The 12,763-nt window shown below is 74.2% G+C and carries 16 protein-coding genes; 6 read left to right on the forward strand and 10 right to left on the reverse strand.

Going from position 1 to position 12,763, the window contains the following annotated elements; all coding sequences use genetic code 11:
- Positions 1 to 52 precede the first annotated feature (52 nt).
- Genes GFH29_RS05640 through GFH29_RS05650 form a run of 3 tightly spaced genes read left to right on the forward strand, consistent with a single transcriptional unit; the run spans position 53 to position 1,432 of the window.
- Entirely contained in the window at positions 53 to 469 is a 417-nt protein-coding gene (locus tag GFH29_RS05640; protein WP_153322433.1) for a VOC family protein, read from the forward strand.
- 45 nt (positions 470 to 514) lie between these two features.
- Positions 515 to 1,033 (forward strand): mismatch-specific DNA-glycosylase, encoded by a 519-nt coding sequence (locus GFH29_RS05645; RefSeq protein ID WP_153322434.1) that lies wholly within the window; start codon positions 515 to 517, stop codon positions 1,031 to 1,033.
- Positions 1,034 to 1,042: 9 nt separating this feature from the next.
- On the forward strand, positions 1,043 to 1,432 hold the full coding sequence (locus GFH29_RS05650; RefSeq protein WP_153322435.1) for an SRPBCC family protein: 390 nt from the start codon (positions 1,043 to 1,045) through the stop codon (positions 1,430 to 1,432).
- Here the strand turns inward: GFH29_RS05650 and GFH29_RS05655 are convergent.
- The 3 genes from GFH29_RS05655 to GFH29_RS05665 form a co-directional block, all read right to left on the reverse strand.
- The gene (locus GFH29_RS05655) at positions 1,419 to 2,678 is read right to left on the reverse strand and encodes a DUF1501 domain-containing protein (RefSeq protein WP_153322436.1); all 1,260 of its coding nucleotides are present in this window, start codon (positions 2,676 to 2,678) and stop codon (positions 1,419 to 1,421) included. The two genes, GFH29_RS05650 and GFH29_RS05655, sit on opposite strands and share 14 nt — an antisense overlap.
- A gap of 5 nt (positions 2,679 to 2,683) precedes the next feature.
- Positions 2,684 to 4,114 carry a DUF1800 domain-containing protein gene (locus GFH29_RS05660; RefSeq protein WP_194289017.1) on the reverse strand — a complete coding sequence of 477 codons (1,431 nt, stop codon included), beginning with the start codon at positions 4,112 to 4,114 and terminating at the stop codon, positions 2,684 to 2,686.
- Positions 4,115 to 4,292: 178 nt separating this feature from the next.
- Positions 4,293 to 5,087 carry a hypothetical protein gene (locus tag GFH29_RS05665; protein WP_153337582.1) on the reverse strand — a complete coding sequence of 265 codons (795 nt, stop codon included), beginning with the start codon at positions 5,085 to 5,087 and terminating at the stop codon, positions 4,293 to 4,295.
- A gap of 100 nt (positions 5,088 to 5,187) precedes the next feature.
- Here GFH29_RS05665 and GFH29_RS05670 point away from each other — a divergent pair, with 100 nt between their 5' ends.
- The gene (locus GFH29_RS05670; protein WP_153322439.1) at positions 5,188 to 5,658 is read left to right on the forward strand and encodes a PPOX class F420-dependent oxidoreductase; all 471 of its coding nucleotides are present in this window, start codon (positions 5,188 to 5,190) and stop codon (positions 5,656 to 5,658) included.
- Positions 5,659 to 5,697: 39 nt separating this feature from the next.
- Here the strand turns inward: GFH29_RS05670 and GFH29_RS05675 are convergent, their stop codons facing one another.
- The 5 genes from GFH29_RS05675 to GFH29_RS05695 all read right to left on the reverse strand — a co-directional run bounded on the left by GFH29_RS05675 (position 5,698) and on the right by GFH29_RS05695 (position 10,322).
- Positions 5,698 to 6,558 carry an aldo/keto reductase gene (locus tag GFH29_RS05675; protein WP_153322440.1) on the reverse strand — a complete coding sequence of 287 codons (861 nt, stop codon included), beginning with the start codon at positions 6,556 to 6,558 and terminating at the stop codon, positions 5,698 to 5,700.
- Positions 6,559 to 6,631: 73 nt separating this feature from the next.
- Positions 6,632 to 7,648, reverse strand: a complete 1,017-nt coding sequence (gene adhP, locus GFH29_RS05680; RefSeq protein ID WP_153322441.1) for an alcohol dehydrogenase AdhP — start codon at positions 7,646 to 7,648, stop codon at positions 6,632 to 6,634.
- 106 nt (positions 7,649 to 7,754) lie between these two features.
- Positions 7,755 to 8,576, reverse strand: a complete 822-nt coding sequence (locus tag GFH29_RS05685; RefSeq protein WP_153322442.1) for a sulfite exporter TauE/SafE family protein — start codon at positions 8,574 to 8,576, stop codon at positions 7,755 to 7,757.
- A 1-nt stretch (position 8,577) separates the two neighbouring features.
- A complete protein-coding gene (locus GFH29_RS05690; protein WP_153325650.1) occupies positions 8,578 to 10,014 on the reverse strand; it encodes an MBL fold metallo-hydrolase in 1,437 nt (478 codons plus the stop codon).
- A gap of 5 nt (positions 10,015 to 10,019) precedes the next feature.
- Complete coding sequence (locus GFH29_RS05695) at positions 10,020 to 10,322, reverse strand: rhodanese-like domain-containing protein (protein WP_153322443.1); 303 nt, start codon at positions 10,320 to 10,322, stop codon at positions 10,020 to 10,022.
- Positions 10,323 to 10,459: 137 nt separating this feature from the next.
- Here GFH29_RS05695 and GFH29_RS05700 point away from each other — a divergent pair, with 137 nt between their 5' ends.
- Positions 10,460 to 10,726, forward strand: coding sequence for a metal-sensitive transcriptional regulator (locus tag GFH29_RS05700; RefSeq protein WP_153322444.1), 267 nt, complete (start codon positions 10,460 to 10,462; stop codon positions 10,724 to 10,726).
- A 69-nt stretch (positions 10,727 to 10,795) separates the two neighbouring features.
- Positions 10,796 to 11,632: an SMP-30/gluconolactonase/LRE family protein gene (locus GFH29_RS05705; RefSeq protein ID WP_153322445.1), complete on the forward strand. Its 837-nt coding sequence runs from the start codon at positions 10,796 to 10,798 to the stop codon at positions 11,630 to 11,632.
- On the opposite strand, the gene GFH29_RS05710 is transcribed toward GFH29_RS05705, so the two are convergent.
- The gene (locus tag GFH29_RS05710) at positions 11,629 to 12,009 is read right to left on the reverse strand and encodes an MmcQ/YjbR family DNA-binding protein (protein ID WP_153322446.1); all 381 of its coding nucleotides are present in this window, start codon (positions 12,007 to 12,009) and stop codon (positions 11,629 to 11,631) included. The two genes, GFH29_RS05705 and GFH29_RS05710, sit on opposite strands and share 4 nt — an antisense overlap.
- Positions 12,010 to 12,064: 55 nt before the next feature.
- Positions 12,065 to 12,691, reverse strand: a complete 627-nt coding sequence (locus GFH29_RS05715) for a LysE/ArgO family amino acid transporter (protein WP_153322447.1) — start codon at positions 12,689 to 12,691, stop codon at positions 12,065 to 12,067.
- Between the last annotated feature and the right edge of the window lie 72 nt (positions 12,692 to 12,763).

Raw genomic sequence — 12,763 nt, forward strand, 5'->3', positions numbered from 1 at the left:
GCGGCGGGTTCGGCCTGGCCAAAGAGCCGCTGACCCAGGAGAGTCGGGAGGCATGACCTCCCGACTCACCGAGATCAACATCGACTGCGCCGACCCGGCCCGACTCGCGCAGTTCTGGTGCGCGGCGCTCGGGTACGGCGTCCTCGACGCCACCGACGACCTGGTCGAGATCGGCCCGACCCGCGGCCCGGACGCCGAGCTCCTCGACGCGGTACGGCGTGGACCCCTGGCGCCGTCGATCTTCCTGGCGCGCGTGCCCGAGGGGAAGGCGGCCAAGAACCGCCTGCACCTCGACCTCTCGCCGATCGACGGCACTCAGGCGGCGGAGGTCGCGAGGCTCGAGCAACTGGGTGCACGACCGGCCGACGTGGGTCAGACCGGGGCGGAGTCGTGGGTCGTGATGGCCGACCCGGAGGGCAACGAGTTCTGCGTGCTGCGCAGTCTCGCGCCGGGGGCGTTCGACCTCTGACCGGACGGACCGGCCGGGCTTGGCTCCGCCCCGCAGAGTGGGGGCGTGGAGATCCTTCCCGACATCGTCGGTCCCGACCCGGTGGTCGTCTTCTGCGGCCTCGCCGGGGCGGAGTCGACGAAGCTGCGCGACCACTACTACGAGTCACCGGGCAACAGCTTCTGGGAGTCGCTGCACCTCAGCGGGCTCTCACCGCGGCGGTTGCGTCCCGAGGAGGACCACCTGGTCGCTGAGCTCGGCTTCGGCCTCACCGACCTCGCCGGGCACTGGGACCCGCGCTGGGTCGAGATAGACGACCTCGTCGCCAAGATGGAGAAGTGGCAGCCCGAGTGGTTGGCGTTCACCAGCAAGGGCGTGGCCCATGAGGCGTCGCGGGCGTTGGGCCGCCGCGGACGTCCGCACCTCGGCGTCCAGGACTGGTACGTCGGCCCGGCGCAGGTCTTCGTCCTGCCCGGGACCAGCGGCGCCAACCAGCGCCGCGACTACGACGGGCGCCCGAACCGGCTGTCGTGGTGGCGCGACCTGGCGGCGCTGACCGGCCGCGCCGGCCCCGGCGGTGCGTAGGGTCGGCGCATGCGGCTGCGGCTGGGCATCGACGTCGACGCGCCGGCCGAGCGCGCGTGGGAGCTGCTGGTCGACCTGCGCTGCTGGCCGCGCTGGGGGCCCACGGTGCGGGGCGCGCGCCTCGACGACGGCTCGCACCTGCTGAGCGCCGGTGCCACCGGCGCGGTGCAGACCGCGCTCGGGATGTGGCTGCCGTTCCGGGTCGAGGAGTGGCGCGAGGACGACGCGGTGCGCGCCTGGTCGTGGCGGGTCGCCGGGGCGCGGGCCACCGAGCACGCCGTGCTCGCTCGGGGGCCGTCGCGGTGCCGGGTCGAGATGAGCGTGCCGTGGTGGGGAGCGCCCTACCTCGGGGTGGTCGCGGTGGCGCTGGTGCGGATCCGGCGGCTCACAGCGACGTGACGGCGCCGACCGGCTCGGGGGAGAAGCCCGGGAAGACCCGCGCGGCGGATGCCCCGAGACGCCGGGTCACCACCTCGGCGAGCACGCTGCGGTAGTCGGTCGTGACGGCGAGGTCGTCGTCGGTGGCGCTGCGCAGCGGCGTCCAGGTGCCGTAGTAGCCGCCCTTGACCCCGGCGCCCAGCAGCAGCATCGCGTTGCCGTGCCCGTGGTCGAGGCCGAACGAGGCGTTCTCCCGGGTGCGCCGGCCGAACTCCGAGATCGTCACCAGCGTGACCTTCGCGGCCGCCGGGCCGAGGTCGGTGAAGAACGCCGCGAGCGCGCCCGCGAGCTCCTTGGTCATCGCCTGCATCGAGCCCCACTGCAGCGTCCCCAGCCCGGAGTGGTGGTCCCAGTCGCCGTGGTCGATCGTGATCACCTCGGCGCCGACGTCGCCACGGATCGTGCGCGCCGCGGCCGCGAGGGCTTCGCCCAGGTCGCCCTGCGGGTAGCGGGCGCCGTTGGTCGGCGCCGCCTTGGTCGCCTGCACCGGCCGGAAGTCGTCCACGGCGGTGAACGCCGTGCGCGCGGCGGTGCCGAGCGGGCCACCGACGCCTGACCACATGGTCCGCATCGAGGCGGGGCGTCGGTGCTTGGTGTCCCACTTGTCGTGCCCGGCCAGCCGGACCGCGTCGATGTCGGACAGCGCCATCGACGGCGCCGGCCCGGCGAGCGACGCCGGCGGCACCGTGGCGCCGACCTGGACGGCCCGCAGCGGGTGCGGTGAGCCCTCGCGGCCGATCAGCCGGTTGAGCCAGCCGACCCGGGCCGAGGACCCGGGATCGGCGTCCTCGACCGCCTCCATCGCGGAGAAGTGCGAGCGGTTCGGCACGGCGAGACCGGTGGCGTGGACCGCCGCCATCCGCCCGCTCCTCCACAGCGGCAGCAGGGGAGCCATCGCCGGGTGCAGGCCGAAGAACCCGTCGCGGACCAGCAGCTGGCTGGCCGGGATCGCGATCCGCGGCCGCGCGCTGTAGTACGCCGGGTCGCCGTGCGGCACCACCAGGCTCATCCCGTCCACGGCGCCGCGCATCGAGAGGACCACCAGCACCGAGGACGCCGGCCGCGGCGCGGCGTACGACGTCTCGACGAAGGCGGTGCCGAACGCGGCGCTCGTGCTCAGCGCGGCGCCGCCGAGGGCCGCGGTGCGCAGGAACCCGCGACGCGAGAGCGCGGCGAACTCCGCGCAGGACGAGGTGGGCTCGGTCATCGTCGTCACCTGCTCATGTGGGTCGGGGAGTCGAGGAAGACCGTCAGCAGGCGGTGCATGTTCCACTTCACCAGCGGGTGGGTGCGCGAGACCCGCTCCGTCGCTCGGCACCCCGTCGCCTGACGGGCGACCCGTTGCACCTTGCTGCTCGCGGGGCGACCGGTCAGCGTGCGCGCGAGGTGGTCGACGAGGTGGTCGAAGCGGACCGAGGGTCGTTTCGCGGTGACCGGCAGCCACGACGCAGGCGTCCGGTACGTCGCGTCCCGGTTCGGCCACCACGCGCCGCACATCAAGTAGTGCACGTCGAGCGACGCGAGGAACCGCGGCGCGGTGGCCCACGCGGAGGCCTGGTCGGGGAGACCGTCGGGCCGCGGCCAGGCGAACGGGTAGCTGCCGAGGCGACCGCACTGCCACAGGATCTCGTTGGCGGTCGACTTCTCGTGCCGCGGTCGGCCGATCCGGACGCCGAGCGCGCGGTAGGTCGCGACGACGTCGTCGGAGGGGGTGCGGACCTTCGTGCCGCGCGCCGCCGTGAACTCCGGGGAGGCCAGCAGCGCGCGCAGCACCGGGACGATCGCGGTGTCGTGGGCCAGGTAGACCCCGGCCAGGCGGCGTACCAGCGCGGCGGGCGGGGCGTCGGCGACGAAGCGGGTCGCGAGCTTGCGGGCGACCGTCTCGGCGGTCCGCGGGTGCCGGGCCAGGTAGTCCAGGTAGCGCCGGGTGGTGGCCCGGCCGTCGCTCGAGGCGTTGGCGTCGGTGAACCCGAGCACCCGCACCCGCCCGACCGCGTGCGAGGCGGGGTCGTAGGAGACCTTCCAGGTGTTCCAGGTGTCGACGCGGTAGCCGGTGAGGATCCGCGCCGAGTCCTTGACGTCGTCCTCGGTGTAGGCGCCGACGCCGACGGTGTGCAGCTCGAGCAGCTCGCGCCCGAGGTTCTCGTTCGGGGCCTTGGCGGTGGAGGCGGCGTTGTCGAGGTAGACGCCCAGCGCGGGGTGGGTGACCGCGGCGTGCAGCAGGTCGGCGAAGCGGCCGAGCGATCCGGCGCGGATCTGGTTGCCGTAGTCGGCGCGGAACAGCGCGGACCCGGACCCCTCGCTGGTGACGTGGAAGTGGTGCTCCCACAGCTCGGTCATCACCTCGCGCACCTGCAGCGGGGAGTGGATGCGGCGGGCGAGCACCCAGCGCTGGTAGTTGGCGTCGGCCTGCCACAGCGTCTCCACCTCGCTCTCGTGGCGGCGCCACAGCACGGCGGGGGAGGCGTTGACGGAGGTCCACCAGGCCGCCGAGGAGCGGGTGAAGGAGTCGTCGGCGCCGGCCGCCAGCTGGGCCTCGAACCAGCGGCCGAACCCGCCGGCCTTCGTGATCTCCTGGCCGAGGGCAGGTGTCCAGCCGTAGGTGAAGCGGCTGAGCGCGTGCAGCGTCGAGGCTGACGGCACGGCAGGCTTCACCACACGCACCACGTCCACGCTCCCCGTCCAGGCCCCGCCCCCACCGGTCGCGGACGTCTGGGCCCGCGTGGCCATGCGGCGTCATGGTCGCACGCAGGGACGGTCCCCCGTGGGGGTTCGCGCAGCGCGACGATGTGACGCCGGTTGCTGGGGTTGCGCCGGTTGCTCAGGCGACCGGGAGGCTCGGCTCCCTCTCGGTCGCCGCGGACGTGGTCGTACGGCGGCGCCTGCGCCCGGTGGCGGGCCAGGCGGCCAGGGCGGCGAGCACGAGCAGGCCGCCGTTGACCGCCTCGGTCCAGGGCGTGGTGTCGTGGGAGACGTAGCCCAGCAGGACCGGCGCGATGAGGAGCCCCACCGCGACCTGGCCGAGCGGGCCGCACAGCACCACCAGCACCGCGAGCAGCAGACGGGCCCGCTGCTGCAGCCGTGAGGCGGGGCCGCGGCGCAGCGCGCCGGGCACCAGCGACGCCGCCACGACCGCGGCCAGGACCAGCGGTCCCAGCAGCACCCCGCCGACGACCAGCGGCGTCAGCAGCGGGACCTCCACCACCTCCCCGGCACGCCCGGAGGCCCAGAGGAGCCAGGCGAGCGGGAGCAGGCTCGCGCCCAGCACCACGCTCGCCGCCGCCACGAGCCGTCGCGGGCCGCGGAGCAGGAGCCAGGGGAGCAGGGCGAGCGCCAGCGCGAGCGCGGCGTACGACGCCCCGGCGAGCTCGGCGGCGTGGCCGACCGGCACCCAGGGTTCGCGCAGCGCCATGTAGTCGAAGCGATCGCCTTGGCGGGCCAGGCACCGAGGAGCGTCGAAGTCACCGCGTCGGCACGCCGGCCACCACCGCTCCCGGGCGCCGGCGACGGCGAGCAGGCCGGAGACGGCGAGCAGCAGTGACACGAGGGCCCGGGGCCAGCGCCCCTCCATCCACATGGTGCGCAGGCTGTCCCACGCCGGCGGTGCCCGCAACACCGACGCGGCAGCGTCCCCAGATTGCGGGAGGGCTCGACCCGCGGCGCAGGGGGTACCGTCCGGGCGCCCGCCCGTCTCCCACGGATCGAGAGTCACCGCCATGGCCCGCACGATCGCCACCACCACGTCCGTCGACCTCGAGGGGCTCCTCGAGTTCGTCCGCCCGCGGCACCGGATGCTGCTGATCACCACGCGCGCCGACGGCAGCCCGCAGGCCTCGCCGGTCACCGGCGGGGTCGACGACTCCGGGCGGCTGGTGATCTCCAGCTATCCCGAGCGCGCCAAGACCCGCAACGCCCGGCGCCGACCCGAGGTGAGCGTCGTGGTGGTCTCCGAGGACTGGAACGGCCCGTGGGTGCAGGTCAGCGGCACCTGCGAGGTGCTCGACGCCACCGCCGGCGAGGAGGCGCTCGACGCGTTCGTGGAGTACTTCCGCAACATCGCCGGTGAGCACTCCGACTGGGCCGAGTACCGCCAGGCGATGCTCGACCAGGGCAAGTCGCTGCTGCGGATCACCCCGACGACGTGGGGGCCGATCGCCACCGGGGGCTTCCCGCCCGACAAGGCCTGAGCACGCGGGTACGTCGGGCCTCGCGGCGTACCGACGGGCTCAGTCGTGGATCCGGACGCCGCCCAGCCTGCTGGCCATCGCGGGGTCGCGGTGGTCGAAGAACAGCGAGCTCCCGGTGTCCAGGCCGGTGATGCGGTCCATCTCCGCGTCGGTGAGCGCGAAGTCGAAGATGTCGATGTTCTCGGCCATCCGCTCCGGCTTGGTCGACTTGGGGATCGAGACGATGTCGCGCTGGAAGAGCCAGCGCAGCACGACCTGGGCGACGGACTTCTCGTGCGCGGCGCCGATCGCGGTGAGCGCGGGGTCGGTGAAGAGGCCGTTGCGCCCCTCGGCGAACCCGCCCCACGCCTCGTGCTGGATGCCGCGCTCGACCATGACGTCGTGGGCGCCCTGACGCTGGTAGTACGGGTGGGTCTCGATCTGGTTGACCGCCGGCACGAAGCCGCTGCGCTCGGCGAGGTCCACGAGCCGGTCGGCGTGGAAGTTCGAGACCCCCGCGGCCTTCAGCACACCGTCCTCGACGAGGCGGCGCATGGCGCGCCAGGCGCCGTAGTAGTCGCCGAAGGGCTGGTGGATCAGGTAGAGGTCGAGGTAGTCGAGACCGAGGCGCTGCAACGAGGCGTCGAAGGCCCGGACCGCCGACTCCTCCCCGGCGTCCTGGATCCACAGCTTGGTGGTGACGAACAGCTCCTCGCGCGCGATCCCGGAGGAGGCGAGGGCACGCCCGACGGCCTCCTCGTTGTCGTACGCCGCGGCGGTGTCGATGCTGCGGTAGCCGGCGGCCAGGGCCGCGGTGACCGCCTGCTCGGTCTCCTGCGGTGGGATCTGGAAGACGCCGAAGCCGAGGACCGGCATCTGGGTGCCGGTGTTCAAGGTGGCCTGGGGAACCTCGACGGACATGGTGACCCTCTCTGGAATGGGAGCGAATGGGAGCGCACTCGGGCGTCGCTCCAGGTTTGGCGCCCGCCGGCGCTCACATCCGGAAGACCAGGCGCGCGGGGGCGCGGCCCTCGAGCACCTCCTCGATCGCGCTGTTCATGTCCTCCAGCGAGCGGGTCTCGGCGATCACCCGGGTCCGGCCGAGGGCGTGCAGGTCGAAGACCTCGGCGAGGTCCTGACGGGTGCCGACGATCGAGCCGATCACGCTGATGCCCTTGAGCACCGTGGGGAAGAGCGGCAGCTTCATCGGGCCGTCCTGCTCCGGCGGGAGCCCGACGCAGACCAGGCGACCGCCGCGACGCAGCGAGGCGAAGGCCTGCTCGAAGACCGACGGGATCACCGCGAGCACGATCGCGACGTCCGCGCCGCCCAGCGCCTCGATCGCGGCGACCGGGTCCTCGGTGGCGGCGTTCACGGTGTGGTCCGCGCCGAGGTCGCGGGCCAGGGCCAGCTTCTCCTCGGAGACGTCGACGGCGATCACGTCGCCGCCGACCAGTCGGGCGTACTGCAGCGCCAGGTGGCCCAGCCCGCCGATGCCGAAGATCGCGACCTTCTCGGCGGGCCGCACGTGGGCGACCTTGACCGCCTTGTACGTCGTCACGCCGGCACACGTCAGCGGGGCGGCGTCGAACGGGTCGACGCCGTCGGGCACGCGCACGGCGTAGTCGGCGTCGGCCACGGCGTACTCGGCGAAGCTGCCGTCGATGGAGTAGCCGGTGTTCTGCTGGTGCACGCAGAGCGTCTCCCAGCCGCTCACGCAGTGGTCGCAGTGCCCGCAGGCGTGCCCCAGCCAGGGGAGCGCGACCCGGTCGCCGACCGCGTGGGCGGTCACCCCGGGCCCGGTCGCCTCGACGATGCCGACGCCCTCGTGACCGGGGACGAACGGCGGGCTCGGCTTGACCGGCCAGTCGCCGTGCGCAGCGTGGATGTCGGTGTGGCACAGGCCGCTGGTCTCGAGGCGGACCAGGACCTGTCCGTCTCCGGGCGTGGGGACCGGGCGGTCCTGCAGCTGCAGCGGCTCGGTGAAGCTGGTGACGACGGCGGCGCGCATGGGTGTCTCCTCCGGGATGGGTGGTCCCACGACCCTCGTCCGGCTCCCGGAGCCCGGGCAGGGCTGAAGGTCACCCTGCGCGGGACCATCCGGCCCGCCCCGCCGCTCAGAGGAGCGCGGGCAGCGCCCGGGCGGCGGTGTAGACCGCCACCGCGAGCACCAGCACCGTGAACGCCGCCTGCAGGCGGTCGGTGTCGAGCCGGGCGGCCAGCCGGGCGCCGACCACCCCGGCGAGCGCCGAGGCGACGGTGAGCACCAGCACCAGCGACCAGTCGGGGCTGACGCCGCTGCCGGCGCGTACGACGAGCGCGGTGGCGCTGGTGATGGTGATGACCACCAGCGAGGTGCCCGCGGCGTACCGCATCGGCAGGGCGAGGGCGAGCAGCAGCGCGGGCACCACGAGGAACCCGCCGCCGACGCCGAGGAACCCGGTGAGTGCGCCGACGACCGTGGCGGTGAGGAGCACCTTCAGCGCGCGCGGGCAGGCGCAGGCGAAGGTCGGGTGGAAGGTGATGATCGGGTCGTCGAGGGCCGGGCGCGCGGCGTGCGTGCCGCCGGCCCGGCCGTGGTGCAGCCGGCGCCGGGCCATGATCCCGCCGACGAGCAGCATCAGCGCGGCGAAGGCCGCGAGCAGCACGTCCTCCGCCACCAGGCTCGAGGCCCGGGCGCCGAGCACCGCGCCCACGGTGGCCACCAGCCCGAAGACCACGCCGCGGCCCAGCAGGACGTTGCCGGCGCGGTGGGCGGTCACGGCGCCGGCCAGCGAGGTCACGCCGACGACGACCAGCGAGCCCGTCGTCGCCTGCGCGGGGGACTGGTCGAGCAGGTAGACCAGCACCGGTACGGCGAGGATCGACCCACCGCCGCCGAGCGCCCCGAGGGACAGGCCGATGAGCGCGCCGGCGGCGACGGCGAGGACCAACGACATCTCAGCCGCTCACCCCGGGGCCGGCCGTGGCACCGACGAGCGGGAGGCCGGCCGCGCCGGCGTTGTCGAACATGTCGTCCACCGCGACCGGGGTGCGCCCGGCGGCGGCGAGCAGGGACGCGGCGACGGCGGCGCGGTAGCCGCCGGCGCAGTGCACCCAGACCTCGCCGGCCGGCACCTCGGCGACGCGCCGGGGCAGCTCGTGGATCGCGATGTTGATCGCACCGTCGATGGCGGCCTTGCGGTGCTCGTCGGCACGACGCACGTCGAGCACGACCACCGCCCGGTGGTGGCGGACCTGGGCGAGGTCGGCGAAAGTGCCGGTCGCGAAGGCGCCGAGCTCGCGGTCGGTCCAGTCCCGGGGGCCGCCGGTCGCCTGCGCCGCGGGACGCTCGATGCCGATGCGGACCAGCTCGCGCTGGGCGGCGGCGACGTCCGCGGGGGTCTCGCCGAGCAGGGTGATCGGGGCACCCCACTCGATGAGCCAGCCCAGGTAGGTCGTGAACGGCCCGTCGAGGCCGAAGTTGAGGGTGCCCGGCACGTGCCCGGCCGCGAACGCCGTGCGGTGGCGCAGGTCGACGACCCACTCCCCGGCCTCGAGGCGGCGGCGCAGCTCCTCGGCGTCGGCCTGCTGCACCGGCGAGAGATCGGGAGCGCCGGGTCCGGCGGCGTTGGCCGGGCCCATGTGGGCGTAGTACGCCGGCCAGGGGCCGAGGCCGGCGAGGAGCTCGCGGACGTAGGTCTCCTCGTCCTCGGTGAGCACCGGGTTGGTGCGCTTCTCCGCACCGATCGTCGAGGAGGTGGCGTCGGACTGGGTGGCGGAGCAGAACGAGCCGAACCCGTGGGTGGGGAAGACCTCGGCCTCGTCGGGCAGCTGCTCGGCGAGCCGGCGCGCCGAGGCGTGCTGGTGGCGCACCAGGGTGTCGGTGTGCTCGGCGCCCAGCAGGTCCGGGCGTCCGGTCGCGCCGTAGAGCAGCGAGCCCCCGGTGAACACGGCGTAGGCCTGCTCCCGGCCGTCGGGGGCGTCGGCCCCGTCGGGGTCCACGGCGGAGAGGGCGTAGGAGAGGTGGGTGAAGGTGTGCCCGGGGGTGGCCAGTGCACGGACCCGCATGCGCGGGCCCACCTCGACGACCTCGCCGTCGCTGATCGGGGTGCGCTCGAAGGCCACCTCGTCGGCGGCGTTGACCAGGTAGGCAGCGCCGGTCGCGCGGGCCAGCGCGAGGCCACCGGTGACGTAGTCGTTGTGGAGGTGGGTCTCGAAGACGTGGGTCAGGCGCACGCCGTCGGCGGCGAGGATCTCCAGCACCCTGTCGATGTCGCGCTGGGGGTCGATCACGAAGGCGACCTCGCCGTCGTGGACCACATAGCTGCGGTCGCCGAGCGAGGCGGTCTCGAGGGTGCGGACGGTCAGGCCGGGGATCGTGTCGCGCTGGTTCATCGTGCTCACTTCTCCAGCATGCGCCCGGACCGGGCCCACGCGCTGGTGCCGCCGGCGACGTTCACGGCGTCGAAGCCGGCGCTGGTGAGGGCGTCGGTCATCGCGCTGCTGCGGTTGCCCGAGGCGCACACGACGTACACCGGCCGGCTGCGGTCGAGCTCGTCCAGGAGCCCGGTCAGTCGGCCCATCGGGATGTTCACCGCGCCGGGGACGTGGCCCTCGCGGTACTCCGCGACCTCGCGCACGTCGACGAGGGCTGCGCCCTCCTCGAGGGCCGTGGCGAGCTGCTCGATGGTGATCTCACGCATGGAGGCTGTCCTTTCCGGGCGGCGGGCCGCCCTGCTCGATGAACCCCCTGGGGGGTTGATCGCCACGCTAACAGAACCCCCAGGGGGGTTGTACAGTTCAGGGTGCTGCGCTGCCCGACGACTTCAAGGAGACCCGCATGGACCTCGACCCCACCGACACCAAGGCGATCATCACGCGCATGAAGCGCGCGAACGGTCACCTCGCGAGCGTCATCCGGATGATGGAGGAGGGCTCGGACTGCGAGTCGGTGCTCACCCAGCTCGCCGCGGTCAACAAGGCCCTCTCCCGCGCCGGCTACGCCATCGTGGCGACCGGTCTCCAGCAGTGCCTCGCCGACAGCGACGAGGGCCTCGACGGGGTGGACGTCAAGAAGATGGAGAAGCTCTTCCTGGCGCTGGCCTGAGCCGCTGGGCTCCTGACCTGCTGGGACGGCGGCTGACGCCGGGCGAACCGCGTCACTAGGCTGCGCCGCGTGAGCGCACCCTTCGACGTCGTCCTGTCCGGCCTGGCCTTCCCCGAGTGCCCGCGGTGGTACGACGGGGCGCTGTGGCTCACCGACGTGGCGGCCGGCCAGGTGCAGCGCTGGGCCCCCGGCACCGAGGGCGCCGAGGTGGTCTGCGAGGTCGAGGGCCACCCGGCCGGCACCGGCTTCCTCCCCGACGGCCGGCTGCTCGTCGCGGCCGGCGATCGGCGCCAGGTGCTGCGCCGCGAGCACGACGGCAGTCTCGTCGTGCACGCCGACCTCTCCCACCTCGCGACCGCGCAGCTCAACGACATGCACGTCACCCCGGACGGGCGCGCCTATGTCGGCAACTACGGCGACGACAGCGCGCCGCCGGCGCCGCCGAAGCCGGCCGTGCTCGCGCTGGTGTCGCCCGAGGGCGAGGTGCGCCCCGCGGCCGACGGCATGCTGTTCGCCAACGGCATCGCGACCACCACCGACGGCGGCACGCTCGTGGTCGCCGAGACCCGGGCGACGCCGGGCCGGCTCACCCGGTTCCGCGTCGAGGCGGACGGCTCGCTCGCCGATCGCCAGGTGCTCGCCGAGCTGGATCCCGGTGTCCTGCCGGACGGCATCGCCCTCGACGAGGAGTCCGTGTGGGTCGCCTCGCCGTTCACCGACCAGGTGCTGCGCGTCGACCTCGCCGACGGCCGGCTGCGCGAGGTGCTCGCCGTCCCCACGCCGTACGCCGTGGCGCTGGGCGGGGCCGACGGCCGCGACCTGTTCGTCTGCACGGCCCCGACCTGGGTCCCCGCCGACGCCCTCGCCGCGCGCGGCGGGCAGGTGCTGCGGGCGCGGATCGGCTAGCCGCCCTGAGCCGGCGGCCGGTCCACCTGGGCCGCCAGGTGCGCGGGGGCGCGCAGGCAGTAGGACTCGGTGAGCAGCTCGGCCAGCTCCTGCCAGTTGGTGTCGTCATCGAGCAGCAGGCCGACGACGTCGGCGCCGTAGCCCACGCGGAAGTACGGCGGGCCCAGGTGCTCGAAGGCCATCACCTCGTCGGGCTCGGCGCGGAAGGTGATGCGGAACAGCCCGTCCTCGCCCCCGAAGACGTGCGCCACGGTCGCGGAGCCGACCCGCCAGCGCACCCCGACCCAGGCAGGCTCGGACGCGCACTGGGGGAGCGCGGACAGGACGGCGTCGATGCGCCGCACCCACTCCTTCGGAACCTCGGGTCGCGCAGCCATGGCCCCATTGTCGGACCCGGCACCGACAGTCCCGGGCGGGCCCCGGGCGGCCGGCTCAGCCGAGGGCCAGGCTCGCGGCGATGAGGATCATCGTGGCCGCGATGAGCACCTCCAGCACCTGCCAGGCCCGGGGCCGGGAGAGCAGGGGCGCCAGCACGCGCGCGCCGTATCCGAGGCCGCTGAACCAGGCCAGGCTGGCGGTGATGGCCCCGATCGCGAACCACCAGCGCCCGTCCAGCCCGCCGCCGGCCGTGGCGTGGGTCGCCGCGATCGAGCCGATCAGCAGCACGGTGTCGAGGTAGACGTGCGGGTTGAGCCAGGTCAGCGCCACGGCCCGGGCGACGACCGTGCGGCGGGACTCCGCGCGCGCCGCGGCGAGGCCGCCGGCATGCAGCGACCCGGGGCGGAGTGCTCGGCGCAGCGAGGCGACGGCGTAGGCGAGCAGGAAGGCGACGCCGAGCCAGCGGACGACGTCGATCACCCACCCGGCGTGGTCGATGACGGCGCCGATGCCGCCGACCCCTGCGGTGATCAGGACGGCGTCGGAGACCGCGCAGACGGTCACCACCGCGCCGACGTGGTGGCGCAGCAGCCCCTGGCGGAGCACGTAGGCGTTCTGGGCGCCGATGGCGACGATGAGGGAGCCGCCGGTCAGGAACCCGGCGAGGGCGGTGTCGAGCACGGGTCGACCGTAGGGTCGCCGCCCGGTGAAGACCAGCGAATGATCCTTCAGCACCTGAAGCTGCGCTTCACT

Source organism: Nocardioides sp. dk884 (assembly GCF_009557055.1).
Classification (GTDB): Bacteria; Actinomycetota; Actinomycetes; order Propionibacteriales; family Nocardioidaceae; genus Nocardioides.